The following is a 23202-nucleotide window of genomic DNA, read 5'->3' as shown; positions in this document are numbered from 1 at the left end:
CTTCGCTGCGCTCGCAATGACCGGGGAAGCAGTTGGGGCGCGTCCGCGGTGGGTGGGGAGGATGGGCTTGCCGAAGCCCGCCGGCATCTCTACCTCCTGACGTGGGGTTCGCAGAGAGGGTCCACCACCATGATCGACGCCGCCGTCAAGGCGCTTTCGCAGATTCTGTCGCCGCCGATGCGCTCGATCCTGTGGCGCTCGATCGGGCTGGCGCTGGTGCTGGTCACGGTGCTGGCGATCGGGCTGCAGCGGCTCTTGAGCTGGCTCGCCACCGCGGGCGAGGGCTGGGCCGAGGGGATGCTCGGGCCGGGCTCGCACGGCACGCTCGAGGTGCTGACCTGGATCATCTCGATCGCGGCCGGCTTCGGCGTTGTGTTCGGCGGCATCATGCTGATGCCGGCGATCACCTCGCTGATCGCGAGCCTCTTTGTCGATGACGTCGCCGACCTCGTCGAGCGCGAGCACTATCCGGCCGAGCGTCCCGGCGTCGCGCTGCCATTCGGCATCGCCATCGTCGAGGGCCTCAAGGCCGCCGGGCTCACCATCCTGATCTACCTGGTCGCCCTGCCCTTCGTGTTCCTGGCCGGCGCCGGCCTCGTGATCTTCTTCATCGCCACGGCGTGGCTGCTCGGCCGCGAATATTTCGAGCTCGCCGCGATGCGCTTCCGCTCGCCTGCGGAGGCCAAGGCGATGCGGCGCGACAATGCGGTGACCGTGTTCACCGCCGGCCTGATCATCGCCGCCTTCGTCACCATCCCGATCGTGAACCTGGCGACGCCGCTGTTCGGCATGGCCTTCATGGTCCACCTGCACAAGCGGCTATCGGGGCCGCGGCCCGAGCTGATCGAGCCGTCGCCGGAGCGCCGGCTGCGCAGCCTCTAGCGCCATCAGCTGCGGCGACACGCTCGCCGCCGGCTTGCTGCGCGCGAACGGGATCAGCACGAAGCCGAGCAGCGCAACGGCGGCGAGCAGCGCCCAGGCCTCGTTGACGCACAGCGCCAGCGACGCCTTCTCGACCAGCGGCCGCACATAGGCGATCGCCTGCTCCTCCGAGATGTTGCGGGGCCGGTTGCGCAGCAGTTCCGGCGCCAGCCCGATCGCCTTGGCGGCGGCGCTGTCGCCGGCCATCAGCCGGTCGCGGAACGCCTGCGCATGCAGGGTGACGCGGCCGTAGATGATGGTGTCGATCAGCGCGATGCCGATCGCGCCGCCGAGATTGCGCATCAGGTTGAACAGCCCGCTGGCATCGGCGACCTCCGCCGGCGGCAGGTCGCCGAGCGCGATCCGCGTCGGCGGCAGCAGGCAGAACATGATGCCGACGCCGCGCACCACCTGCGGCCAGAACATCTCCTGAAAATCCGCGGTCGGCGGCTGGAAGGCGCTGGCGGCGAGACCCACGCTGAACAGCGCGAAGCCGAACGCGGTCAGCGCGCGCGCATCCACCTTGCCGTCGAGCGCGGTCACGACCGGCGCGGCGACCAGTTGCGCGACGCCCGTCACCAGCATGATCTTGCCGATCTCGAACGCGTCGTGGCCGCGCACGAAGGCGAGGAACACCGGCATCAGATAGACCGAGCCGAACAGGCCGATGCCGAGGCAGAAGCTCGACAGGCAGCCGAGCGTGAACGAGCGGCGCTGGAAGCTGCCGATGCGCAGGATCGGATCGGATGACGCCAGCAGGCGCTGGATCAGCAGGGTGAGGCAGGACGCGCTGAGCACCAGCAGCGCGATGCAGTTCGACGACAGCCAGCCGCCCTTCGGCGCCTCCTTGAGCCCGAGCTCGAGGCTTGCGAGCGACACCGCGAGCAGCAGCAGCGCCAGCAGGTCGAGCTTGTCGAGCTCCTCGAGCTCCATGTCCTGCGCCGGCAGCAGGCTCGGCGTCATCAGCGCGGCGATGATGCCGGGCACGATGTTGATCAGGAACAGCCAGGGCCACGACCAGGTGTTGGTGATGAAGCCGCCGACCACGGGACCGATGGTCGGCGCGAGCACCGCGACAACGCCGCCGATCGTCGTCGCCACCGCATGCAGCCGCGCCGGAAACAGCAGGAACACCGCGGAGAACACCACGGGAATCAGGAGCCCGCCGAAGAAGCCCTGCAGCACGCGGAACGCCAGCAGCATGTGGAAGCTGACACTGAACGCGCAGCCGAGCGACGCCAGTGTGAACACGCTGACGGCGCCGACGAACAGCCAGCGCAGGGTCAACACGCGCGTCAGCAGGCCGGTCAGCGGAATGGCGATGATCTCGGCGATCAGATACGCGGTCTGGATCCAGCTCATTGCGTCCGGCGTGATGCCGAGCGCCTCCTGGATGGTCGGCAGTGACGTCGCCACCACCTGGATGTCCAGGATCGCCATGAACATGCCGACGCACATCAGGACGAAGCCGAGCCAGGTGGCGAGGCTCGGCGTCTCCTCCGGCGCGGCGGCTGCGCTCATGCGGTCTGGCCGCCACCGATGCCGCCGCCGGAGACGCCGGACAGCGCCTCGGATTCGGCGCGGATGCGGATGAACAGCACGGCCGCATTGAGGCCGGAGAAGATCAGCGCGATCAGCGGCAGATGCAGAGCCAGCGGCAGCAGCGCGATCTCGGCGGTCACCACCAGGTAGTTCGGATGCGAGATGTAGCGATAGGGTCCGTCGGTGACGAGCGGCGCGCCCGGCAGGATGATGATGCGCGTGGTCCAGCGCGGCCCCAACGTCGCCAGCACCCACCAGCGCAGGCCCTGCAGCGCCACGAAGCCCGCGAGCAGCCAGGGATCGACCTCCTGGTCGATGCCGAGCAGCCACAACGATACCAGCCAGGCCGCATGCATCGAGATCATCAGCGGATAATGATCGGCGCCGACCTCGACCGCGCCCATGGCGCGCAGGCGGCGGGTGTTGTGGCGGGCGAGCACGAGCTCGCCGAGCCGTTGCATGGTGACGAGGGCGAGGACGAAAGCGGCGAAGGTCATGCGGCGTGCCTCAGTGAAACGCAGCTTGCGGTGAACCCGGGTCCGAGCGCCGTCAGCACCGAGCGCGGCGGCAAACCCTTCGCGCGCGCGCGCTCCAGCACGAACAGAACGGTCGGCGCGGACATGTTGCCGTAGTCGGCGATGATCTCGCGCTCATGATCGAGCGTGCCCTGCCCGATCGACAGCGCGCGCTCCAGCGCCGTGATCACCTTGGCGCCGCCGGGATGGCAGACGAAGCGATCGACGTCAGCGGGCGCGAGCTTCATGTTGCCGAGGATCTCGTTGACCGCCGGGCCCATGTTCTCGGTGACGAAGTCCGGAATGGTGCGCTGGAAGATCACGCCAAAGCCTTCGGGATCGACGCTCCAGCCCATGATGTCGAGCGTATCCGGCCACAGCTTCTCGCCCGTCGCCTCGACGCGCGTTTGGCCGCCGTCGCCGGCGCGCAGGATCGCCGCGGCAGCGCCATCGCCGAACAAACTCAGCGCGACGATGTTCGCTTTGCTCAGCTCGTCATGGCGCACGGCGAGGGTGCACAATTCGAACGTCACGAACAGCACATTGGTGCCGGGCCGCGCCTGTGCGAGACGCGCGGCGATCGACAGGCCGGAGACGCCGCCGGCGCAGCCGAGCCCGAACACCGGCACGCGCGAGACGTCGGAGCGAAACCCCATGCGGCCGGCGACACGCGCTTCCAGGGTCGGCGTCGCGATGCCGGTCGAGCTCACGCTGACGATGGTGTCGATCTCATCAGCTCTGAGATCGGCCTGCGCCAGCGCCTTGTTGGTTGCCTCGACAAACAGGGCTTCCGCACCGTCGAGATAGGCCTCGGTCCGCTCCGGCCAGCCGCGCCGCTCCATGTACCATTCGATCGGCTTGACGCCGTAGCGGGCGCGGATGCCGGTGTTCGCGAACAGGCTCGCCATCGTGTCGAACTGCGGAAAGCGCGGCGACAGCACCACGCGCGCCGCCTCCATCACCTCGTTCTGGCGAAACTGATGCGGCGGCACAGCGGTCGCGAGCGACACGAGCGCGGCGGTATTGTCCATGCAACTGATCCTTCCCCACGTCCCGGCGCAGCAGACGTCCGAGAACGCGGGGTTCAGTCACGCGCCACTCACTTCGCCCGGATGACGGGTTTCATCTTATGACCAATGCGGGCGGCGATGTGGCCCGGCCATGGTGAGAGCGCGTCGGCGCGTGACGCTAAAGTGACTGTCAAATGCGATTTGGAGCTGCAACCTGAAAGGGAGATCCACGTAGGCCCCCGCCGTCATCGTCCGCCACCCGGTCCGGCCTTCGGCCGGCCGGATGAGAGGCTCCGGCGGACGATCCAGTACGCCGTGACATCACGGTTCAATCTCGTCCGCCGCGGCGTACATGTGCGATCGCCGTTTTGTGCTCGTCTCTCTCCACGTCGTCATGGCCGGGCTAGTCCCGGCCATCCACGTCGGTCGGCATGCTGAGAACGACGTGGATGCCCGGGACAAGCCCGGGCATGACGGAGCAACTAACTTGCAGGATCGTTCGTCGCGACAGCCCGGAATTTCCACATGCAATCGCCCTCCCCGTCCAAGGGAGGGTGGCAGCGGGGTCGGCCTAACAGCTGCGCGCCACGTCAGGCCGTCTTCTCCGGCCAGCGGCAGAGGTCCTTGATCAGGCACAGCTCGCAGCGCGGCTTGCGGGCGAGGCAGGTGTAGCGGCCGTGCAGGATCAGCCAGTGATGGGCGTGCAGCATGAACTCCGCCGGGATCACCTTCTCGAGCCCGAGCTCGACCTCCAGCGGCGTCTTGCCGGGCGCCAGCCCCGTGCGGTTGCCGACGCGAAACACGTGGGTGTCGACCGCCATCGTGTGCTCGCCGAACGCCATGTTGAGCACGACATTCGCGGTCTTGCGCCCCGCGCCCGGCAGCGACTCCAGCTCGGCGCGCGTGCGCGGCACCTCGCCGCCGAAGTCAGTGATCAGCTTCTGCGACAGCGCGATCACGTTCTTGGCCTTGGTGCGGTAGAGGCCGACGGTCTTGATGTAGTCGCGCACCGCGTCCTCGCCGAGCGCGAGCATCTTCTGCGGCGTGTCGGCGACCGCGAACAGCGGCCGCGTCGCCTTGTTGACGCCGGCGTCGGTCGCCTGCGCCGACAGCACCACCGCGACAAGCAAGGTGTAGGGATTGACGTGTTCGAGCTCGCCTTTCGGCTCCGGATTGGCCTGCGCGAACCGGCTGAAGGCCTCGCGGATCTCGGCCGGGGTCCAGGGTTTGGTTGCCTTCAACGCTTTCTTGACCGGCTTGACCGGGCCTGCCTTCGACTTTGCAGAAGGGAGCTTGGCCGCCGGGCTGATCTTGCCGGCCTTCTTCGCCGTTTTGGATGCGGATTTGGACGCTGCTCCCGGCGCGGCCTTGGCCGCCTTTTTGGCGGGCGTGCGAACCGGGGCCGGCTTGGCGCGTTGGGGGCGGGTGATTTTGGCCATGATCCGGGTATACTGAGGCCCCATGACGCCAGGCAATGCTTTTGCGTATCAGGAGACCGGCAACGCCGCCGCTGATCCCGAGCTGTTCTCGGCCCGGCTGACGCCGCATCGCTCGCTCGGCCGCACCGGCTTCATCGTGCTGATGGCCGTGGTCTGCGCCATCAGCTTCATCGGCGGGATCGCCTCGGTCATGATGGGCGCCTGGCCGGTGCTCGGCTTCTTCGGCCTCGACGCGCTGGCGATCTACTGGGCCTTCCGCGTCAACTTCCGCCGCGCCAACGCTTATGAGGACGTGACCATCACGCTGACCGAGCTGCGCCTGCGCCGTGTCAGCCACAAGGGCCACGTCATGGAATGGCGCTTCAACCCGCTCTGGGTTCGCCTCGACCAGGAAACCCACGAGGAGTTCGGCATCGAGCGGCTGTACCTGGTGGCGCGCGGTCAGCGCGTCGCGATCGCGAGCTTCCTCGGGCCGGAGGAGAAGGCGAGCTTCGCGAAGGCGCTCACGGCGGGGTTGCAGGCCGCAAAACGCGGCCCGGTGCTCAATCCGCTGTAACTAACTGGGGTGGACCCACCACACCCACCGTCATTCCGGGGCAAGGCCGCAGGCCTTGAACCCGGAATCCCGAGCCTGCCTTGCGTTCTTTTCCAACCACCTCGAGACTCCGGGTTCAATCGCCAATGCGCTGCCGCGCATTGCCGATTGCCCCGGAATGACGCCGGCGATGTCGACCGCAGTGCTCGCCCCAACACCGGTGCGCTCCCTCTCCCCGTCCTTCACGGGGAGAGGGTTGGGGTGAGGGGCCGCCCCACCCACCGACCGTGCCGAGGGCCCCCCTCACCTCGCCGCCCGGCGGCAGCACCGCCGTCATCTCCGCCGTCGTTCCGGGGCGCGCGCAGCGCGAGCCCGGAACCCATACCCACAGGACGTCGTGTAGCGCACGCGGGTGGCGGGCATCTCGCCTCACACATCATCCTGTGGTTATGGATTCCGGGCTCATTCGCGCTTGCGCGCGAATGCCCCGGAATGACGGAGCAAACCAACCATGAGCGCGGGTCGAGGCCGCTCACATCCACCCCCTAGCCCCCCAATCAGAAATCGGGTGGAGTGCCCTCCCCGGCCGCCCTACATCCGGAGTCATGATGACCCTCGCCATTCACGATTCCGCCCTGGCCAAGCCGGGCCCGCAACAATCCGCCGCCCTGCGCGACTACGACGCCGTGCGCCGCGCGATCGCGTTCATCTCCGAGCATTGGCGCCGGCAGCCGACCATCGAGGACATGGCCGACGCCGCCAGCCTGACGCCGGACGAACTGCACCATCTGTTCCGGCGCTGGGCCGGGCTGACGCCGAAGGCGTTCATGCAGGCGCTGACGCTCGACCACGCCAAGGGCCTGCTGAAGGGCTCGGCCTCCGTGCTCGACGCCGCGCTCGACTCCGGCCTGTCGGGCCCCGGCCGCCTGCACGACCTGTTCGTCACCCACGAGGCGATGTCTCCAGGCGAATGGAAGACCGGCGGCGCCGGCACGACGCTCCGCTACGGCTTCCACCCCTGCCCGTTCGGCATGGCGCTCGTCATGGCCACCCCGCGCGGCCTCGCCGGCCTCGCCTTCGCCGACCCGGGCGAGGAGGCGTCCGCGCTCGCCGACATGAAGAGCCGCTGGCCCCGCGCCTCTTACGTCGAGGACGTCGCCGGCACCGCGGCGCTGGCGCAACGCATCTTCGACAAGAACCACTGGCGTCCCGAGCAGCCCTTACGCGTCGTCCTGATCGGCACCGATTTCGAGGTCCGCGTCTGGGAAGCCCTGCTCAAGATCCCCATGGGGCGGGCGGTCTGTTACTCCGACATCGCGACCAGGCTGGAGTCGCCGAGGGCCTCGCGCGCGGTCGGCGCGGCGGTCGGCAAGAATCCAATCTCGTTCGTGGTGCCGTGTCACCGCGCGCTAGGAAAGACGGGCGCGTTGACGGGGTATCACTGGGGGCTGACGCGCAAGCAGGCGATGATCGGCTGGGAGGCTGGGCAGGTGGGGATCGGGTAGGAGGGCTGACGAAGACTTAGCTAAGCAGCCGCCGGGGCAAGGAGGGCCGGTGAGAGCAACAACGGGTCGCCATGTTGTGTCGCCTTGTCAAGAATTGGTTGTGGGTACTTTTACATTCGAGTACCGATTGTCGTTATGGAATCGATTTTGGCTTAGCGCCCGGGGACCAATTTGCCCATCAAGACAATTGAACACGCCGTTTCGGATTTTGGTTCCAGCGCGAGAGCAAAGCTCAAAAACCCAGCAGTCGCCGGCGCCCCCGAAGACCAGCTACGTGCCCCGCTCGAGTCCTTTCTACATGATATGGCCGCCATCTGCGGCTTCCCGTCCACATCGCTTTCCTTGGTGGGAGAGACAACGTTGTCTCACCTGCAAACCCGTCCCGACTACGCGGTCACCATCGGCAAAGCACTCGTCGGATTTGTGGAGATCAAGGCGCCGGGCAAAGGGGCGGACCCGCGAAAGTTTTCGGACCCACACGACAAAGCTCAATGGGAGAAGCTGAAATCGTTGCCGAACCTTCTCTACACTGACGGCAACGCCTTCAGCCTTTGGCGTGACGGAGAACTGATCGGAAAGGTTGTTCATCTCGACGGGGATATCGAATCGTCGGGAACGAAACTCGCCGCTCCCGCCACGCTGGCGCCGACCATCGATGACTTCTTCCGTTGGAATCCCATCCCGCCAAGATCTGCGAAGAAATTGGCAGAAGTCTGCGCCCGCCTCTGCCGCCTCCTGCGCGACGAGGTTATCGAGCAAATGCAGCATGGCAATGCCGGGCTCACTGCGCTCGCCCACGATTGGCGCAAGCTGCTATTTCCTCAAGCGGACGATACCCAATTTGCGGACGGTTATGCGCAGGCGGTCGCATTCGGCCTTCTAGTCGCTCGATCGCGAGACATTTCCTTGGCCGACGGTATTGATCACGCCGCCAAGGAACTGCGAAAATCCAATTCGCTGATCGCGACAGCGTTGCGGCTGCTGACCGATGAGGTGACCAATCAAGAGGCCCTGAAGACGTCGCTTGCTACACTCACGCGCGTCCTCGAAGAAGTGAATTGGCACACTATCAGCAAAGACAAGCCCGAAGCTTGGCTATATTTCTACGAAGATTTTTTGGAAGTCTACGACAACAAACTAAGAAAGCGCACGGGCTCCTACTACACCCCGCCGGAAGTCGTCGCAGCAATGGTCAATCTTGTCGATGAAGCATTGCGGGGTCCGCTGTTCGAACGTACAGCCGGGCTTGCCGCAGCCGACGTCATCGTGGCTGACCCGGCAGTAGGCACGGGCACCTTCCTGCTTGGTGTGCTCCGCCGCATTGCCTTAACCATCTCGCAAGACCTTGGTCCAGGCGCGGTTCGTGGCGCAATCGAAGCAGCAGCAAAACGCTTGATCGGGTTCGAGCTTCAGTTCGGCCCTTTCGCAGTCGCCCAACTTAGAATTATTGCGGAAATGCAAGCATTGATGGCGACGCCCTCCAAGGCATCACTCTCAATCCCAGAGCTTCGGTTGTTTGTCACGGACACGCTCGGCAATCCCTTCATCGAGGATGAGAACCTTGGTCAGCTCTACGAGCCGATCGCAAAGTCGCGCCGCGACGCCAACACAATCAAAAAGACGCGGCCCATCACGGTCGTGATAGGCAATCCACCTTACAAGGAAAAGGCCGAAGGGCGCGGCGGTTGGATCGAAGCTGGCTCGGGCGGCAAGTTGGCCGCTCCCCTCGACCGATGGAGGCCACCTCCAGAGTGGGGCGTCAGTGCGCATACCAAACACCTTAAGAATCTCTACATCTACTTCTGGCGCTGGGCGACCTGGAAAGTGTTCGGCTCGGGCAACTATGCTGCGACCGGATTTCCCGACAAGGACGAAGAAGGGGTTGTCTGCTTCATTACGGTCGCCGGGTTCCTGAATGGTCCCGGCTTCGAGAAGATGCGGGACGATCTCAGGCGGACTTGCTCTGAAATATGGGTGGTCGACTGCTCGCCCGAGGGACATCAGCCGGAAGTGGCGACCCGAATTTTTCAAGGTGTGCAACAGCCGATTTGCATCGTTCTTGCGGCACGCAAGCTTACCAAGAACACCGAAGAACCAGCGAAGACGTTCTATGTCGCGCTGCCAAAGGGACGACGAGAAGACAAATTCGCCGCGCTAACCCAGCTTTCATTGAGCGATGTATCCTGGACAAATTGTCCCTCTGACTGGCGCGCGCCGTTCTTACCTTCGGCGACAGGCCTCTGGGCGACGTTCCCATTGCTCGACGACTGTTTTGCATACAGTGGTTCTGGCGTTATGCCGGGGCGTACGTGGATCATCGCACCGGACGCGGAAACTCTGCGCCTCCGTTGGACCTATCTCATTCAGGAGAAAGACGCAGACAAGAAAGAATTGCTGTTTCACCCTCATGAGGGGGGCGACAAAACCGTCGCCAAACCAGCGAAGTCCGGTCTGCAAGGGCACGAGCAGCGCACGCAATCTGTTGCCAGCGACAATGCTCCGCCGATCACTCCTGTCCGTTACAGTTTCAGGTCATTCGATAGACAATGGATTATACCAGACTCAAGATTGATCAATCGACCTAATCCAAATTTGTGGAACGGGTATTCTTCCCAGCAGATTTTCCTCACGGCTCTCGAGCGCGTTTCTCCGTCTTCCGGACCCGCGTTGACTTTCACCTGTCATATTCCTGATCTGGATCACTATAGCGGTCGGGGAGGACGAGTATATCCACTGTGGCAGGATCGATCGGCATCGCAGGCAAACATCAGATCCGGCTTGTTGATTTTTCTGGCTAAGATCTATGGGAAAGCAATCCGAGCCGAGGACGTCATGGCGTATATTGCGGCGGTCATGGCTCACCCGGGCTTCGTTAGGCGCTTTAAGTCAGATCTAGTTCAGCCCGGGTTGCGAATTCCGGTTACTGCGGATGCCAAGATCTTTGCTGAATCCGCAGCCTTAGGACGTGAGGTCATTTGGCTGCACTGCTTCGGAGAAAGATTTGTAGACGTATCGGCGCTGCGGGCCAAAGGTCCACCTCGGCTGCCAAAGGGGCAGGGACCAGCGATCCCTTCGGACGGCGTTTTTCCATCATCATCTGAGCCTCTACCAGATACGATGGACTACTTGCCCGAGAAGCGGCGGTTGATCGTCGGCAAGGGCTACGTCGACAACGTGACTCCGGAAATGTGGGCGTATGAAATCTCAGGCAAGCAGGTCCTATGGCAATGGTTTAGCTATCGTCGCCGCGACCGTACTAAGCCGATCATTGGGGACAAACGTCCGCCATCCCCCCTCGATGCCATTCAGCCTGACGGCTGGCTACCGGAATACACAACAGACCTTCTCGATCTGCTCCATGTCCTTGGGCGGCTTATCGCGCTGGAACCTAAACAGGCGGATCTACTGGAGAGAATCTGTTCTGGACCACTCATAGCCGCCCAGGAAATGACCACTGAGGGCGCACTCGCCATGGCAGACGCAGGCGGCGCACAACCGAAGGCCAAAGGCAAGGACTGACGTGACTGGGTGTGTTCCGGGGACAAGTTCGGGAGACGGCTCGCGGATCACCACCAGATCAATCATTATGGCCTGTATTGATCGATTCGACGAAATGCCCGGCATGACATCCAGACAACCAGATCTTTTCGAAATCGAAGAGCAAACCGATCTGTTCGGCGAAGGCTTCGAGACCCCAGAATATCGTCCCGATCCGGATTCCGTGCGGCTCGATCTTCAGAAGATGCTTGCCGAAGCCCGGGCGGCCCAAAAACTCACGTGGGAACCGAGCAAACTCCTATTGTATCGGACCATATTCCCGCAGATGACGAATTGGCTGTCCGACGAAGAAGGCAGCCAATTGCGATTTGAGTTCGAAACCGAACTCAAGCGGCTCCAGGCTGCATAGTCCATTGGCGGCGGATCGGTCACGGCAAGGCTGACGCCGTCCACTCCTTGTCGATCCGGTTCCTCGCTCGCCGCGAGCGATATTCGGATAAGCAAAATTCTTATTGCGTCTTTTCGGAATCCATGGTTTTATCCGCACATCCCCGCCTCAACGAGAGGGGCGTTGCGCGCGATCGTCACGACACGCGAGGTGGGGAGGCGATGGCCGCGGTCTGCCGCAGCGCGTCTTCGGGCGCGCCGACGAACGGTGGGACCGTGGACGTGAAGTCGCAGCGTCCTGACACCCCGATGCTGGTGTCCCGCGCAATGCGCAAGCATTGTCGCGCATGGTGGCCAACAAGCCCGGCGCACCAGGGAGACTGCGTATAAGCGTGAAGACCATCGCGCAGGGAATGCCGGTTGTTCTCGGCTGAACCTGTGGTGACTGCCGCCTGCTTTTTTGTCTGCAGGCGGGCCATGGGTGCGGCCAGCATCCGGCATTCCCTGCGCCCTCTCGATTTGTCGGAGGGACATGGTTCGAGCACGACTCGGGCGGATGCGCCGCGAGGTCGTGGAGCCGTGGGCGGGGCTGTTTGAGATGTGAATCGAGGAGATGATCGGCAGCGCTGGAGATCCGTGCGGGCCGATTCGGGGCGGCGCTGTCGCGGGCCTCATGGTTCGAGACGGCGCGCGGATGTTCGTCCATCGCTCTCATGAGCAGAAGGGCGCGCGCCTCCTCACCATGAGGGTCGGCAACAGAGTATGGCGCTGCCAATAAGGAGCAGCATGCTCCATGAAGAGGAGAGCTCCGGAACGACTTTCGCCCCTCACCCTGAGGAGCCCACCGGAGGTGGGCGTCTCGAAGGGCGAGGCCTCTGCCTTGGTCGCGCAGACGGGACCGGCCCGGCATGACGAGCAACTCATTACTTGTGTCGTTTGTGCTTCTAAGAGGCACTTCCCGTGGGGCGGCCCCTCACCCCAACCCTCTCCCCGTAAGAACGGGGCGAGGGGGCGCAGCGGCGGCGGGGCCGAGAGTGGGGCTTCAACTCACGAAGGGCGCCATGTCTCACAAAGGGCGCCGTCCACTGCTGGGCTGGTCGCGGCGGGCGACGGCTAGCCCGCCAGGTCCAGCTTCGACTCGACAGTCGAATCCGCCTTCAGGCGGTAGATGATCGGCACGCCGGTGGCGAGCTCGCGCTTCAGGATGCCTTCGGGGGTCAGCTTTTCCAGCACCATGATCAGCGCGCGCAGCGAGTTGCCGTGGGCGGCGACCAGGGTGCGCTGACCGTTGAGGACGCCGGGGAGGATCTCCTGGACGTAGTAGGGCAGCGCGCGGGCGAGGGTGTCCTTGAGGCTTTCGCCGCCGGGCGGGGGGACGTCGTAGGAGCGGCGCCAGACGTGGACCTGCTCCTCGCCCCATTTGGCGCGGGCGTCGTCCTTGTTGAGGCCGGAGAGGTCGCCATAGTCGCGCTCGTTGAGCGCGAGGTTTTTCGACGTCGGCAGGCCGGGCTGGCAGAGCTCGTCGAGGATCAGCTTCAGGGTGTGCTGGGCGCGCGTCAGCTCGGAGGTGAAGGCGACGTCGAAGGAGAGGCCATGCGCCTTGAGCTTGCGGCCGGCGTCCTTGGCCTCGCTGACGCCCTGCTCGGTGAGGTCAGGATCCTTCCAGCCGGTGAACAGGTTCTTCAGGTTCCACTCGCTCTGGCCGTGGCGCACCAGCACCAGGAGACGTTCGCTCATTGCTATGAGATCCACTTGGTTTGATTAGAACAGGTCCTTGAGGCCGAGCACGTCGTCCATCGTGTAGTAGCCCGGCGGCTTGCCATGCGCCCACAGCGCCGCCTTCAGCGCGCCATGGGCGAAGATCATGCGGTCCTCGGCCTGGTGCGACAGCACGAGGCGCTCGGAAGGACCCGCGAAGATGACGCTGTGATCGCCGGCCGCGGTGCCGCCGCGCAGCGAGGCGAAGCCGATGTCGCCGCTGCGGCGCGCGCCGGTGATGCCGTCGCGGCCGCGGGCGGAGTGATCCTCCAGCGAGATGCCGCGACCGTCGGCGGCGGCGCGTCCGAGCATCAAGGCGGTGCCGGAGGGCGCGTCAACCTTGTGCTTGTGGTGCATCTCGAGGATCTCGATGTCGAAATTCGCGTCGAGCGACTTCGCGACCTGCCTGACCAGGGCCGCCAGCAGATTGACGCCGAGGCTCATATTGCCGGACTGCACCACGATGGCGCGCTTGGTGACGCTCTTGATCACGGCGTCGTCCGACGCCGACAGGCCGGTGGTGCCGACGACATGGACGATGCCACGCTCGGCGGCGATGGCGACATTGGCGATGGTGGCGGCCGGCACGGTGAAATCGAGGATGCCGTCGGCCTCGGCCGACATCGTCCAGAGGTCGCCCGACAGCTTGATGTTGTTGGCGGGGAGACCTGCGAGCAGGCCGGAATCCTTGCCGATCAGCTCGGAGCCCGGGGCTTCGAGCGCGCCGGCAAGCACAGCGCCGTCGCTGTCGGCGATGGCGCGCATCAGCGCCCGGCCCATGCGGCCGCCGGCTCCTGCAACGATCAAGCGCATCTTCGACATCTCTGCTCCTCCGCCCCGTCAGGGGCTATAGCCGGGGGCGCTGGTGCCGGCAACCGAGGCTGCAGCGGGGCCGGCCTGCGCGTCACGGCTGCGGGCCGTCATAGCCCTCGATGATGACCAGGTCGCCTTCCGAATGCGGCGACCGCATCGCGACCAGGCGCTGGTACTCCGGGGAATTGTAGCATGCGAGCGCGGTGGCGTAGTCCTTGAACTCGATCACGACGTTGCGCGAGCGCGAGGTGCCTTCGCGGGTCTCGTACTGGCCGCCGCGGACCAGGAACTTGGCGCCGTACTGATGGAACACCGCGCCGTTCTGCGCGACGTATTCCTTGTAGCCGTCCATGTTGTGCACGTCGATGCGGGCGATCCAATAGGCCTTGGGCATCCCTGGGGTCTCCTTGGTGTGATCAGCTGTTGCTTAAGCGCGGTTGGTCTTGCCGACCAGCGCGACGGCCGCGGCGATGTCGGCGACGATGGCCTCCGCAGCGGCGGCGGGATCGGCGGCGCCGGTGATCGGGCGGCCGACGACGAGACGGTCGGCACCGCCGGCGATGGCGAGCGCAGGCGTCATGATACGCTTCTGGTCGCCAACGTCCGAGCCCGCCGGACGGATCCCGGGAGTGACGAGCTGCATGCCGGGGCCGACCAGCGGGCGGACCAGCTGCGTCTCCTCGGGCGACAGGATCAGGCCGTGGATGCCGATGTCCCTGGCCTGCACGGCGCGGTGGGCGACGAGCTCCTTGACGGTCATCGCGTAGCCGGCGGCGGCGAGGTCGGCATCGTCGTAGGAGGTCATGACAGTGACTGCGAGCAGCTCGAGAGAGGAGCCGGCGGCGCCGGCGAGCGCGGCCTTCATGCTCTGCGAGAAGCCGTGCACGGTGAGGAAGCGGGCGCCGAGCCTGGCGATCTGGCGGGTGGCGCGTTCGACGGTGTTGGGGATGTCGTGCAGCTTGAGGTCCATGAAGACGTGCTTGCCGTCTGCCGCGAGGCGCTCGGCGAGGCCGAGGCCGCCGGCATAGGTCAGCTCCATGCCGATCTTGTAGAACGTCACGCTGTCGCCGAGGGTCGCGATCATCGCCTCGGCCTCGGCCACGCCGGGCAGGTCGAGGGCGACGATCAGGCGGTCGCGGGCAGCAATCTCGGTCGGCATGTCACCTCACGTGGTCTGTTGGGCGGTTTCGATCAGCTGCCGCACCAGCGCGTCGAGCGCGGCCTGATCGGCCGGATGCTTCAACCGGTCCATGTCGTTGAACGCCTTGTCGGCGAAGGCAAGCGCGAGCTGGCTCGGGATGACCATGGCGTTGCAGGCCGTCAGCATCAGGCGCAGCGCCGCGAGCGCGCGCTCGCCGCCGAAGCGGTTTTCGGCCGCCGCGGCGATCGCGAACGGCCTGTTGCGGAACACGGCGCCGCGGCCCTCCGGCGGCTGGTCGACGCGCGACAGCCAGGCGATGGCGTTGCTCAGCAGCGGCGGCACGGCGGCGTTGTATTCCGGCGTCACCAGCAGCACCGCGTCATGCCCGCCGATCATGCGCGCCAGATTGACGGCCGCGCGCGGCACGCCGGATTGGGCTTCGAGGTCGGCGTCGTAGATCGGCAGCGGAAAATCGGCGAGCGAGATGCGGGTAATGTCGGCGTCGGCCTGCACGAACTGATAGGCGGCGGCCGCGGCAAGCCGCGCATTGTGCGAGCCGGCCCGGGTCGAGCCGGGGATGATGAGGATCTTCAGCGCGGACATCGGGCGGACGGGTGTGCGACCCGCCGCGCAAACCGCGGCTGCCGGTCAGGGCTTGCGATACACCCAGACGCGGGCCGGCGGAAGGTTCATCCAGATCCGCTCGGACGCCTCGGTGGTGACGCCGGGCAGCGACTTCGGAATCGGCGGAACAACGGAATAGGTGAACTGCACGAACGGCGCGTTGGGCGCCATCGCCGCGAAGGCATCGCGCACCAGCTTCATGCGGGTGAGCATCGGCTTGGTCACGAGCGGCAGGCCCGAGACGACGGCCGAGGCCGGCCCGCCCAGCACGTTCCACAGCGTGTCGCGCAGGCGGTAGGCATCGCCCTGGACGACCTTGGCCTGCGGGTAGCGGTCGCGCAGCAGCGCGCAGAAGCTCGGATTGTATTCGACCAGGACGAGCCGCTTCTGATCGACGCCATGCTCGACCAGCGCATTGGTGATGGCGCCGGTGCCGGGCCCGAGCTCGATCACCGGGCCGGTGCCATGAGGATCGACATACTGTGCCATCGTGCGCGCGAGCAGCCGTCCCGACGGCATGACGGCGCCCATATGCAGCGGTTTCTCGATCCATGAGCGGAGGAATCGCACCTCATCGTCGAGACGAAGAGGTTTTTTCGACGCACGCACGGACGTTTGCAAGGGCATCTCAGTACCGGACGGGACCGTTTTCACGGCGATGTCAGAAAAGAGTCACAAAGACGTATAGGTCGCAGGCGGGGCGGTCAAGCCGAACCGTAACTCACGATTAAGGCTGCCGGGTCCGTGGACTTACAGTTGAATGTGATAATTTTTTGCATGTGCGGAGCAGCAAAATCGCGGCATCCGCACAACGCTGGCCGCCCGGCCAAAATGGCCGAGTGCGCCACGCTCAACTCGCGGCCTTGCCGAAGAAATCCTTGACCTTGGTGAAGAAGCCCGCGGCCTCCGGCTGGGTGGCGCCGGACGACAGCTTCTCGAACTCGGCCAGCAGCTCCTGCTGCTTCTTGGTGAGGTTCTGCGGCGTCTCGACCACGACCTGGACATACATGTCGCCGGTCTGGCGCGAGCGCAGCACCGGCATGCCCTTGGCGGCGATCCGGAAGCGGCGGCCGGACTGGGTGCCGGCGGGAATCTTCACCTTGGTCTTGCCGCTGTCGATCGTCGGCACCTCGAACTCGCCGCCGAGCGCCGCGGTCACCATCGAGATCGGCACCCGGCAGTGCAGGTCGGCGCCGTCGCGTTGGAAGAACTCGTGGCCGGTCAGCGACAGGAAGATGTAGAGGTCGCCCGGCGGGCCGCCGCGCAGGCCGGCCTCGCCTTCGCCGGCGAGACGAATGCGGGTGCCGTCCTCGACGCCCTGGGGAATGTTGACCGACAGCGTGCGGTCGCGCGTCACCCGGCCGGTGCCGGAGCAGGACGGACAGGGATCCTCGATCATCTGGCCGCGGCCATGGCAGCCAGGGCAGGTGCGCTCCAAGGTGAAGAAGCCCTGCGCCTGGCGGACCCGGCCGGCGCCGCCGCACATCGCGCAGGTCTTCGGCTTGGTGCCGGCCTTGGCGCCGGTGCCGGAGCAAGGCTCGCAGGTGACCGAAACCGGGATCTCGATCTGCGCGGTCTTGCCGAGGAACGCCTCCTCGAGCGTGATCTCCATATTGTAGCGCAGGTCGGCGCCGCGCTCGCGCCCCGTCCCGCCGCGCCGCTGTCCGGCCATGCCGAACAGGTCTTCGAAAATGTCGGAGAAGGACGAGGCGAAACCGGCGCCGAAGCCGTGCGGGCCACCGCCGCCGCCCTGCTCGAACGCGGCATGGCCGTAGCGGTCGTAGGCGGCGCGCTTGTCGGCGTCGCGCAGCACCTCATAGGCCTCGTTGATCTCCTTGAACTTGACCTCGCTGGAGGCATCGCCCGGATTCTTGTCCGGATGCCATTTCATCGCGAGCTTGCGGAAGGCCGACTTCAGCTTGGTCTCGTCGGCGTCGCGCTCGACTTCCAGGGTCTCGTAGTAGCAGCGCTTGGTGGACATCAATCAAACCCGCCCGAACATCGTCAGACCTCAACGGCTCGCGCGCACGCCGCGCGCCGGTTCAAAGAAAATGACCCCCATCCAACGAGACGCTGGCTGCGCTCTTTGGCATGGGGGTCATGGCTATCAGCCTCTACCGTCGATTAAGCAGATTTCTTCTTGTCATCGTCGACCTCGGTGAACTCCGCGTCGACCACATCATCCTTGGCGGCGTCGCGGGCCGCATCGCTCTCGGCCTGCTGCTTGTACATGGCCTCGCCGAGCTTCATCGAGGCCTGGGCCAGGGTGTTGGTCTTGGCCTTGATCGCCTCGGCATCGTCGCCCTTCAGCGCTTCCTTCAGATCGCTGACGGCGTCTTCGATGGCGCGGCGCTCGGTGTCGGCGACCTTCGAGCCATGCTCGGCCAGCGCCTTCTCGGTGGAATGCACCAGCGCGTCGGCATGGTTCTTGGCGTCGACCGCCTCGCGGCGCTTCTTGTCGGCCGCGGCATTGGCCTCGGCGTCCTTGACCATCTTGTCGATGTCGGCTTCCGACAGGCCACCCGAGGCCTGGATGCGGATCTGCTGCTCCTTGCCGGTGGCCTTGTCCTTGGCCGAGACGTTGACGATGCCGTTGGCGTCGATGTCGAACGTCACCTCGATCTGCGGCATGCCGCGCGGCGCCGGCGGAATGCCCATCAGGTCGAACTGGCCGAGCATCTTGTTGTCGGCCGCCATCTCGCGCTCACCCTGGAAGACCCGGATGGTGACCGCGTTCTGATTGTCCTCGGCGGTCGAGAACACCTGGCTCTTCTTGGTCGGGATCGTGGTGTTGCGGTCGATGATGCGGGTGAACACGCCGCCCAAGGTCTCGATGCCGAGCGACAGCGGGGTCACGTCGAGCAGCAGCACGTCCTTGACGTCGCCCTGCAGCACGCCGGCCTGAATGGCGGCACCGATCGCCACCACCTCGTCGGGGTTGACGCCCTTGTGGGGCTCCTTGCCGAAGAACTGCTTCACCATCTCCTGGATCTTCGGCATGCGGGTCATGCCGCCGACCAGCACCACTTCGCCGATCTCGCCGGCGGTGAGGCCGGCATCCTTCAGCGCCTTGCGGCACGGCTCGATGGTCTTCTCGACGAGGTCGGCCACCAGCGCCTCGAACTTGGCGCGGGTCAGCTTCATCGTCAGATGCTTCGGACCGGACTGGTCCGCGGTGATGAAGGGCAGGTTGATCTCGGTCTGGGTGGTCGACGACAGCTCGATCTTGGCCTTCTCGGCCGCCTCCTTGAGGCGCTGCAGAGCCAGCTTGTCGTTGCGCAGGTTGATGCCCTGCTCCTTCTGGAATTCGTCGGCGAGGTAGCTGACCAGACGCATGTCGAAGTCTTCGCCACCCAGGAAGGTGTCGCCGTTGGTCGACTTCACCTCGAACACGCCGTCGCCGATCTCCAGGATCGAGACGTCGAAGGTGCCGCCGCCGAGGTCATACACCGCGATCGTGCCGGCTTTGGTCTTGTCGAGGCCGTAGGCGAGCGCGGCCGCGGTCGGCTCGTTGATGATGCGCAGCACCTCGAGACCGGCGATCTTGCCGGCGTCCTTGGTGGCCTGGCGCTGGGCGTCGTTGAAATAGGCGGGGACGGTGATGACGGCCTGGTCGACCTTCTGGCCGAGATGGGCTTCCGCGGTCTCCTTCATCTTCTGCAGGATGAAGGCGGAGACCTGCGAGGGCGAATAGGTCTTGCCGTCGGCCTCGACCCAGGCGTCGCCGTTGCCGGCCTTGACGATCTTGTACGGGACGAGCTTCTTGTCCTTCTCGACCATCGGGTCGTCGTAGCGGCGGCCGATCAGGCGCTTCACTGCGAAGAAGGTGCGCTCGGGGTTGGTGACGGCCTGGCGCTTGGCCGGCTGGCCGACCAGCCGCTCGCCATCGTCACTGAAGGCGACGATCGACGGCGTCGTGCGCATGCCCTCGGCGTTCTCGATGACTTTCGACGATTTGCCGTCCATGACGGCCACGCACGAATTCGTGGTGCCGAGATCGATCCCGATGACCTTTCCCATGGTCTCATATCCTTCTTTTTGCGGCAGGTTGGGTGGGGCCCTGACGGCGCCCCCATCCAAAACCCCCTCAGATCAAATGCTCGCGATATTGCGACGATGAGCGTCATATAGGAGGGGGGGAGGCACCCGCAAGGACCGGAGGAGGCTCGGGCGCGCGGAAAAAACCGCGGATTCTCCCGCGTCCGGATCGTCGCCACCGGCGGAGGTCAGACGACGGGCCCAAGACTTCCATGCAAGACTTCCATGCAGGCTGGCGGATGGCCCGGACGTGCCGCGAAATGATGCGCCAGACACCAATCGCGGCGGCCAAGCCGCCGCCCTCCGGCACCGTCAAACATCCTTAGCAAAGCCATAATCGAGCGCGGATCGATCACGATGCTGGGCCGGAACTTCACGTCGCACCCTGCCGACCTGTCCCCGGCGCGGCAAACCCGCTAAAAGGCGTCTCTTTCGAGGATGGTCGTGACCGGGGGATGGCGGCCGTCGAACTGGTCCATTGAACGAGGCAGTTTCCTCATGACGCTCTTCCGACTTCTCGCCGTGGCGCTGGTCTCGATCTCGCTGCTGCGACCGGCGCTGGCTGCGGATGCCATCTTCCCGCCCGGTGTGCGCATCGGGCTTGCGCCGCTGGTCGGCCTCGGCAAGGCCAAGAATTTTTCCGGCTTCGAAACCGAGGACCAGAGCGTGAAGGTGCTGCTGACCGAGTTGCCGGCGGCCGCCTATGGCGAGGTGAAGAACGCCTTTACCGCCAATCCCGGCGGCACTGGCAACATCAAGCCGGAGAGCATCGAGACATCGGCGGGCACCGCCTACTACACGGTCGAGAACGGGCGCGACGGCGCGACGCCGGTGCGGCGCTATTCGATGATCCTGCCCGGCAGCGGCTTCTCCGGCTATGTCGCGGTGCAGGTGCCGGAAACGGCGAGCAAGATCTACACCGACGACGCCGTGCGCCAGATGTTTGCCTCGGCCGTGGTCCGCAAGGACGTGCCGGTCGACGAGCAGCTTGGGATCATGCCGTTCAAGGTCACCGAGCTCTCCGGCTTCAAGACCGTTCGCACGCTCGGACCGGGCGCGCTGATCCTCGGCGACAGCGACGAGGAGAAGGGTTTCGAGGCCGCGCCCTTCGTGGTGATCGGGCTGGTCGCCGGCGTCGCGCCCGAAGCGGGCGACCGCGCCCGCGTCGCGCAGCAGGCGGCCACCACGATTCCCGGCGTCCGTGAGGCGCGAATCACGATGTCCGAGCCGATCCGCATCGACGGCCTGCCGGCCTATGAGACCCGTATCGATGCGGTCAGCGGCAAGGACAATACGCCGGTGACCGTGGTGCAGTGGCTGCGCTTCAGCGGCCCGAGCACCTTGCGGATCATCGGCAGCGCGCCGCGCGACCAGTGGTCGGCCGCCTTCCCGCGCTTCCGCGCCGTGCGCGACGGCATCCAGCCGAGGGGCTGAGCGGGTCCAAGCTCATCGGAGCTCCAGTAAACGAAAAAGCCACCGGTACCGCCGGTGGCTTTTTTGCGTTTTTGCATGGAGCAGTCCGCGCGTGGACCGCTCGTTCAAACTCAGGCTGCGCTATTCGACTGATCGTTGCTCGCCGCGGGCGCGGCCTTCGCGCCGCCCTTGGACACGCCGACCAGGGCCGGGCGCAGCACGCGCTCGCCGATCATGAAGCCGGCCTGCACGACCTGCACCACGGTGCCCGACGGTACGGACGGATCCGGCACCTCGTACATCGCCTGCTGGAAGTTCGGGTCGAACTTCTGGCCCGTCGGGTCGAACTTCTTGACGCCGTTCTTCTCCAGCGTGTTGAGCAGCGAGCGCTCGGTGAGCTCGACGCCCTCGATCAGCGACTTCAGGCCCGCATCGGCATTGGCGCGGGTCTCGGCCGGCACGGCATCGAGCGCACGCTGCAGATTGTCGGCGATGTCGAGCACGTCGCGCGCGAAGCCGGTGATGCCGTACATGCGCGCGTCGGCGACCTCGCGCGCGGTGCGCTTGCGCAAATTCTCCATCTCCGCCAGCGTGCGCAGCATCTTGTCCCGCGCGTCGGCGGCTTCCTTGGCGAGGGCCTCGGCCGAGCCGGTCTCGGGATCATCGGGCATGATGTAGGGTTTCGAGACGACGGGTTCGCTGGCCTGCGCCGGGTTTTCCGGATCATTCTTGTGCAGGTCGGGATCGGTCATGGACAGACTTCTCGCAAGTTCGGCGGTTTGGGGATGTCGGGCGGGATATCGTGCTTTGAGCCGCGAAAATCAAGCGCGGGGTCGAGCGGCGGGGTCTTGCGCCGCGCCGGACGGGTTAACCATGTTACGTTTCAACCACCGAACAAGCGACTGACGAGTCGCGCCGCATAGTCGACGGTCGGAATCACGCGGGCGTAGTTCAGCCGGGTCGGACCGATCACGCCGAGCACGCCGACGATACGGCCCGTTGCATCCGAATAGGGCGAGACGATCGTGGACGAGCCCGACAGCGAGAACAGCTTGTTCTCCGAACCGATGAAGATGCGGACGCCGTCGGCGCTTTCCGCGCGCCCGAGCAGATCGACGACACCGCGCTTGGTCTCGAGATCGTCGAACAGCCGGCGCACACGCTCGAGATCATCGAGCGCATGCAGATCCTCGAGCAGATTGGCATGACCGCGCACGATGAGCTGGCGTTCGTCGCTGTCGCCGCCGGACCAGCTCGCGACACCGGCCGCGATCACCTTCTGCGTCAGCTGATCGAGTTCGGCGCGATCGGCCGCCAGTGCCGTCTCGAGTTCGAGACGGGCCTCGGCCAGCGTGCGCCCGCGGATCCGCGCATTGAGGAAGTTCGACGCCTCGGTCAGCGCCGACGACGGCACGCCGGGGGGCAGCGCCAGCACGCGGTTCTCGACCTGCCCATCCTCGCCGACCAGCACCACCAGCGCGCGCTCGGGCTCCAGGCGCACGAACTCGATGTGCTTGAGCCGGGTGTTGGATTTTGCGGTGAGCACCACGGCGGCAGCACGCGTGAGGCCCGACAGCCGCGTCAGCGCCTCGTCCAGCGCCGCCTCGACCGATTGCGCCCGGCCGACGGCGGCGAGCTGGCTCTGGATCGACTGCCGCTCGGCCTCGGTCATGTCGCCGACCTGCATCAGGGCGTCGACGAAGAAGCGCAGCCCCGCTTCCGTCGGCAGCCGCCCGGCCGAGGTATGCGGGGCATAGATCAGGCCGAGCTGTTCGAGATCGGCCATCACGTTGCGCACGGAGGCCGGCGACAGGGGAACCGCGATAAGCCGCGAGATGTTGCGCGAGCCGACCGGCTCGCCGGTCGCCAGATAGCTCTCGACGATCTGCTTGAAGATCTCGCGCGAGCGCTCGTTGAGCTGCGCCAGGCCGGCGGGCGGTGTCATCAGGTTGATCGGATCGTGGTGGGCCACCAGAAGCTCTCCTCCCAGCTCGCTCTAATGTGTCGATGCGGCGGCTCGGTGGCAAGCGGGTCATGGGTCGCGGCCCGATAAGCCCTTGCCG

The 23202-nt window shown here is 65.5% G+C and carries 21 protein-coding genes; 6 read left to right on the top strand and 15 right to left on the bottom strand.

What is annotated here, in order from left to right:
• The first annotated feature begins 129 nt into the window (after nt 1-129).
• A complete protein-coding gene (locus tag ACQR1L_RS11055; RefSeq protein ID WP_434857988.1) occupies nt 130-882 on the top strand; it encodes a sulfate transporter family protein in 753 nt (250 codons plus the stop codon).
• On the opposite strand, the gene ACQR1L_RS11050 is transcribed toward ACQR1L_RS11055, so the two are convergent.
• The 4 genes from ACQR1L_RS11050 to nth form a co-directional block, all read right to left on the bottom strand.
• Entirely contained in the window at nt 820-2442 is a 1623-nt protein-coding gene (locus ACQR1L_RS11050; protein ID WP_434857987.1) for a DHA2 family efflux MFS transporter permease subunit, read from the bottom strand. The two genes, ACQR1L_RS11055 and ACQR1L_RS11050, sit on opposite strands and share 63 nt — an antisense overlap.
• Nucleotides 2439-2960 (bottom strand): isoprenylcysteine carboxyl methyltransferase family protein, encoded by a 522-nt coding sequence (locus ACQR1L_RS11045; RefSeq protein WP_434857986.1) that lies wholly within the window; start codon nt 2958-2960, stop codon nt 2439-2441. Before ACQR1L_RS11045 ends, ACQR1L_RS11050 begins: the two co-directional genes overlap by 4 nt.
• Nucleotides 2957-4009, bottom strand: coding sequence for a type III polyketide synthase (locus ACQR1L_RS11040; RefSeq protein ID WP_434857985.1), 1053 nt, complete (start codon nt 4007-4009; stop codon nt 2957-2959). The genes ACQR1L_RS11045 and ACQR1L_RS11040 overlap by 4 nt, the downstream gene beginning before the upstream one ends.
• A gap of 569 nt (nt 4010-4578) precedes the next feature.
• Nucleotides 4579-5427 (bottom strand): endonuclease III, encoded by an 849-nt coding sequence (nth, locus tag ACQR1L_RS11035; RefSeq protein ID WP_434857984.1) that lies wholly within the window; start codon nt 5425-5427, stop codon nt 4579-4581.
• Nucleotides 5428-5449: 22 nt separating this feature from the next.
• Here nth and ACQR1L_RS11030 point away from each other — a divergent pair, with 22 nt between their 5' ends.
• The 4 genes from ACQR1L_RS11030 (at nt 5450) to ACQR1L_RS11015 (ending at nt 11374) form a co-directional block, all read left to right on the top strand.
• Nucleotides 5450-5983, top strand: a complete 534-nt coding sequence (locus tag ACQR1L_RS11030) for a DUF2244 domain-containing protein (RefSeq protein WP_434857983.1) — start codon at nt 5450-5452, stop codon at nt 5981-5983.
• 584 nt (nt 5984-6567) lie between these two features.
• Nucleotides 6568-7467 (top strand): methylated-DNA--[protein]-cysteine S-methyltransferase, encoded by a 900-nt coding sequence (locus ACQR1L_RS11025; protein ID WP_434857982.1) that lies wholly within the window; start codon nt 6568-6570, stop codon nt 7465-7467.
• Between the two features lie 171 nt (nt 7468-7638).
• Nucleotides 7639-10986 carry a type ISP restriction/modification enzyme gene (locus ACQR1L_RS11020; RefSeq protein WP_434857981.1) on the top strand — a complete coding sequence of 1116 codons (3348 nt, stop codon included), beginning with the start codon at nt 7639-7641 and terminating at the stop codon, nt 10984-10986.
• Between the two features lie 67 nt (nt 10987-11053).
• Nucleotides 11054-11374 (top strand): hypothetical protein, encoded by a 321-nt coding sequence (locus ACQR1L_RS11015; RefSeq protein WP_434857980.1) that lies wholly within the window; start codon nt 11054-11056, stop codon nt 11372-11374.
• A gap of 175 nt (nt 11375-11549) precedes the next feature.
• Here the strand turns inward: ACQR1L_RS11015 and ACQR1L_RS11010 are convergent, their stop codons facing one another.
• From ACQR1L_RS11010 to dnaK, 9 genes are all read right to left on the bottom strand, one after another.
• Nucleotides 11550-11846, bottom strand: coding sequence for a hypothetical protein (locus tag ACQR1L_RS11010; protein ID WP_434857979.1), 297 nt, complete (start codon nt 11844-11846; stop codon nt 11550-11552).
• A 619-nt stretch (nt 11847-12465) separates the two neighbouring features.
• Nucleotides 12466-13089, bottom strand: coding sequence for a 2,3-bisphosphoglycerate-dependent phosphoglycerate mutase (locus ACQR1L_RS11005; protein ID WP_434857978.1), 624 nt, complete (start codon nt 13087-13089; stop codon nt 12466-12468).
• A gap of 24 nt (nt 13090-13113) precedes the next feature.
• Entirely contained in the window at nt 13114-13932 is an 819-nt protein-coding gene (dapB, locus tag ACQR1L_RS11000; RefSeq protein ID WP_434857977.1) for a 4-hydroxy-tetrahydrodipicolinate reductase, read from the bottom strand.
• A gap of 82 nt (nt 13933-14014) precedes the next feature.
• The gene (locus ACQR1L_RS10995; protein WP_006613255.1) at nt 14015-14317 is read right to left on the bottom strand and encodes a DUF1330 domain-containing protein; all 303 of its coding nucleotides are present in this window, start codon (nt 14315-14317) and stop codon (nt 14015-14017) included.
• A 33-nt stretch (nt 14318-14350) separates the two neighbouring features.
• The gene (gene pyrF / locus ACQR1L_RS10990; RefSeq protein ID WP_434857976.1) at nt 14351-15082 is read right to left on the bottom strand and encodes an orotidine-5'-phosphate decarboxylase; all 732 of its coding nucleotides are present in this window, start codon (nt 15080-15082) and stop codon (nt 14351-14353) included.
• A 6-nt stretch (nt 15083-15088) separates the two neighbouring features.
• Nucleotides 15089-15667, bottom strand: a complete 579-nt coding sequence (locus ACQR1L_RS10985; RefSeq protein WP_434857975.1) for an NADPH-dependent FMN reductase — start codon at nt 15665-15667, stop codon at nt 15089-15091.
• A gap of 45 nt (nt 15668-15712) precedes the next feature.
• The gene (locus ACQR1L_RS10980) at nt 15713-16315 is read right to left on the bottom strand and encodes a class I SAM-dependent methyltransferase (protein ID WP_434857974.1); all 603 of its coding nucleotides are present in this window, start codon (nt 16313-16315) and stop codon (nt 15713-15715) included.
• A 223-nt stretch (nt 16316-16538) separates the two neighbouring features.
• On the bottom strand, nt 16539-17669 hold the full coding sequence (dnaJ, locus tag ACQR1L_RS10975) for a molecular chaperone DnaJ (RefSeq protein ID WP_434857973.1): 1131 nt from the start codon (nt 17667-17669) through the stop codon (nt 16539-16541).
• 143 nt (nt 17670-17812) lie between these two features.
• A complete protein-coding gene (gene dnaK, locus ACQR1L_RS10970) occupies nt 17813-19708 on the bottom strand; it encodes a molecular chaperone DnaK (protein WP_012040546.1) in 1896 nt (631 codons plus the stop codon).
• 516 nt (nt 19709-20224) lie between these two features.
• Here dnaK and ACQR1L_RS10965 point away from each other — a divergent pair.
• Nucleotides 20225-21160: a hypothetical protein gene (locus ACQR1L_RS10965; protein WP_434857972.1), complete on the top strand. Its 936-nt coding sequence runs from the start codon at nt 20225-20227 to the stop codon at nt 21158-21160.
• Between the two features lie 110 nt (nt 21161-21270).
• Here the strand turns inward: ACQR1L_RS10965 and grpE are convergent, their stop codons facing one another.
• Together grpE and hrcA are read right to left on the bottom strand one after the other, a co-directional pair.
• Entirely contained in the window at nt 21271-21891 is a 621-nt protein-coding gene (grpE, locus tag ACQR1L_RS10960; protein ID WP_434857971.1) for a nucleotide exchange factor GrpE, read from the bottom strand.
• A gap of 131 nt (nt 21892-22022) precedes the next feature.
• Nucleotides 22023-23111, bottom strand: a complete 1089-nt coding sequence (hrcA, locus tag ACQR1L_RS10955) for a heat-inducible transcriptional repressor HrcA (RefSeq protein ID WP_434857970.1) — start codon at nt 23109-23111, stop codon at nt 22023-22025.
• Nucleotides 23112-23202: the final 91 nt, after the last annotated feature.

Origin of the sequence: Bradyrhizobium sp. HKCCYLR20261, from assembly GCF_051168435.1 — a bacterium.
Classification (GTDB): Bacteria; Pseudomonadota; Alphaproteobacteria; order Rhizobiales; family Xanthobacteraceae; genus Bradyrhizobium.
Note: the sequence above shows the minus strand (reverse complement) of the source record. Positions and strands in the feature narration are given on the sequence as shown.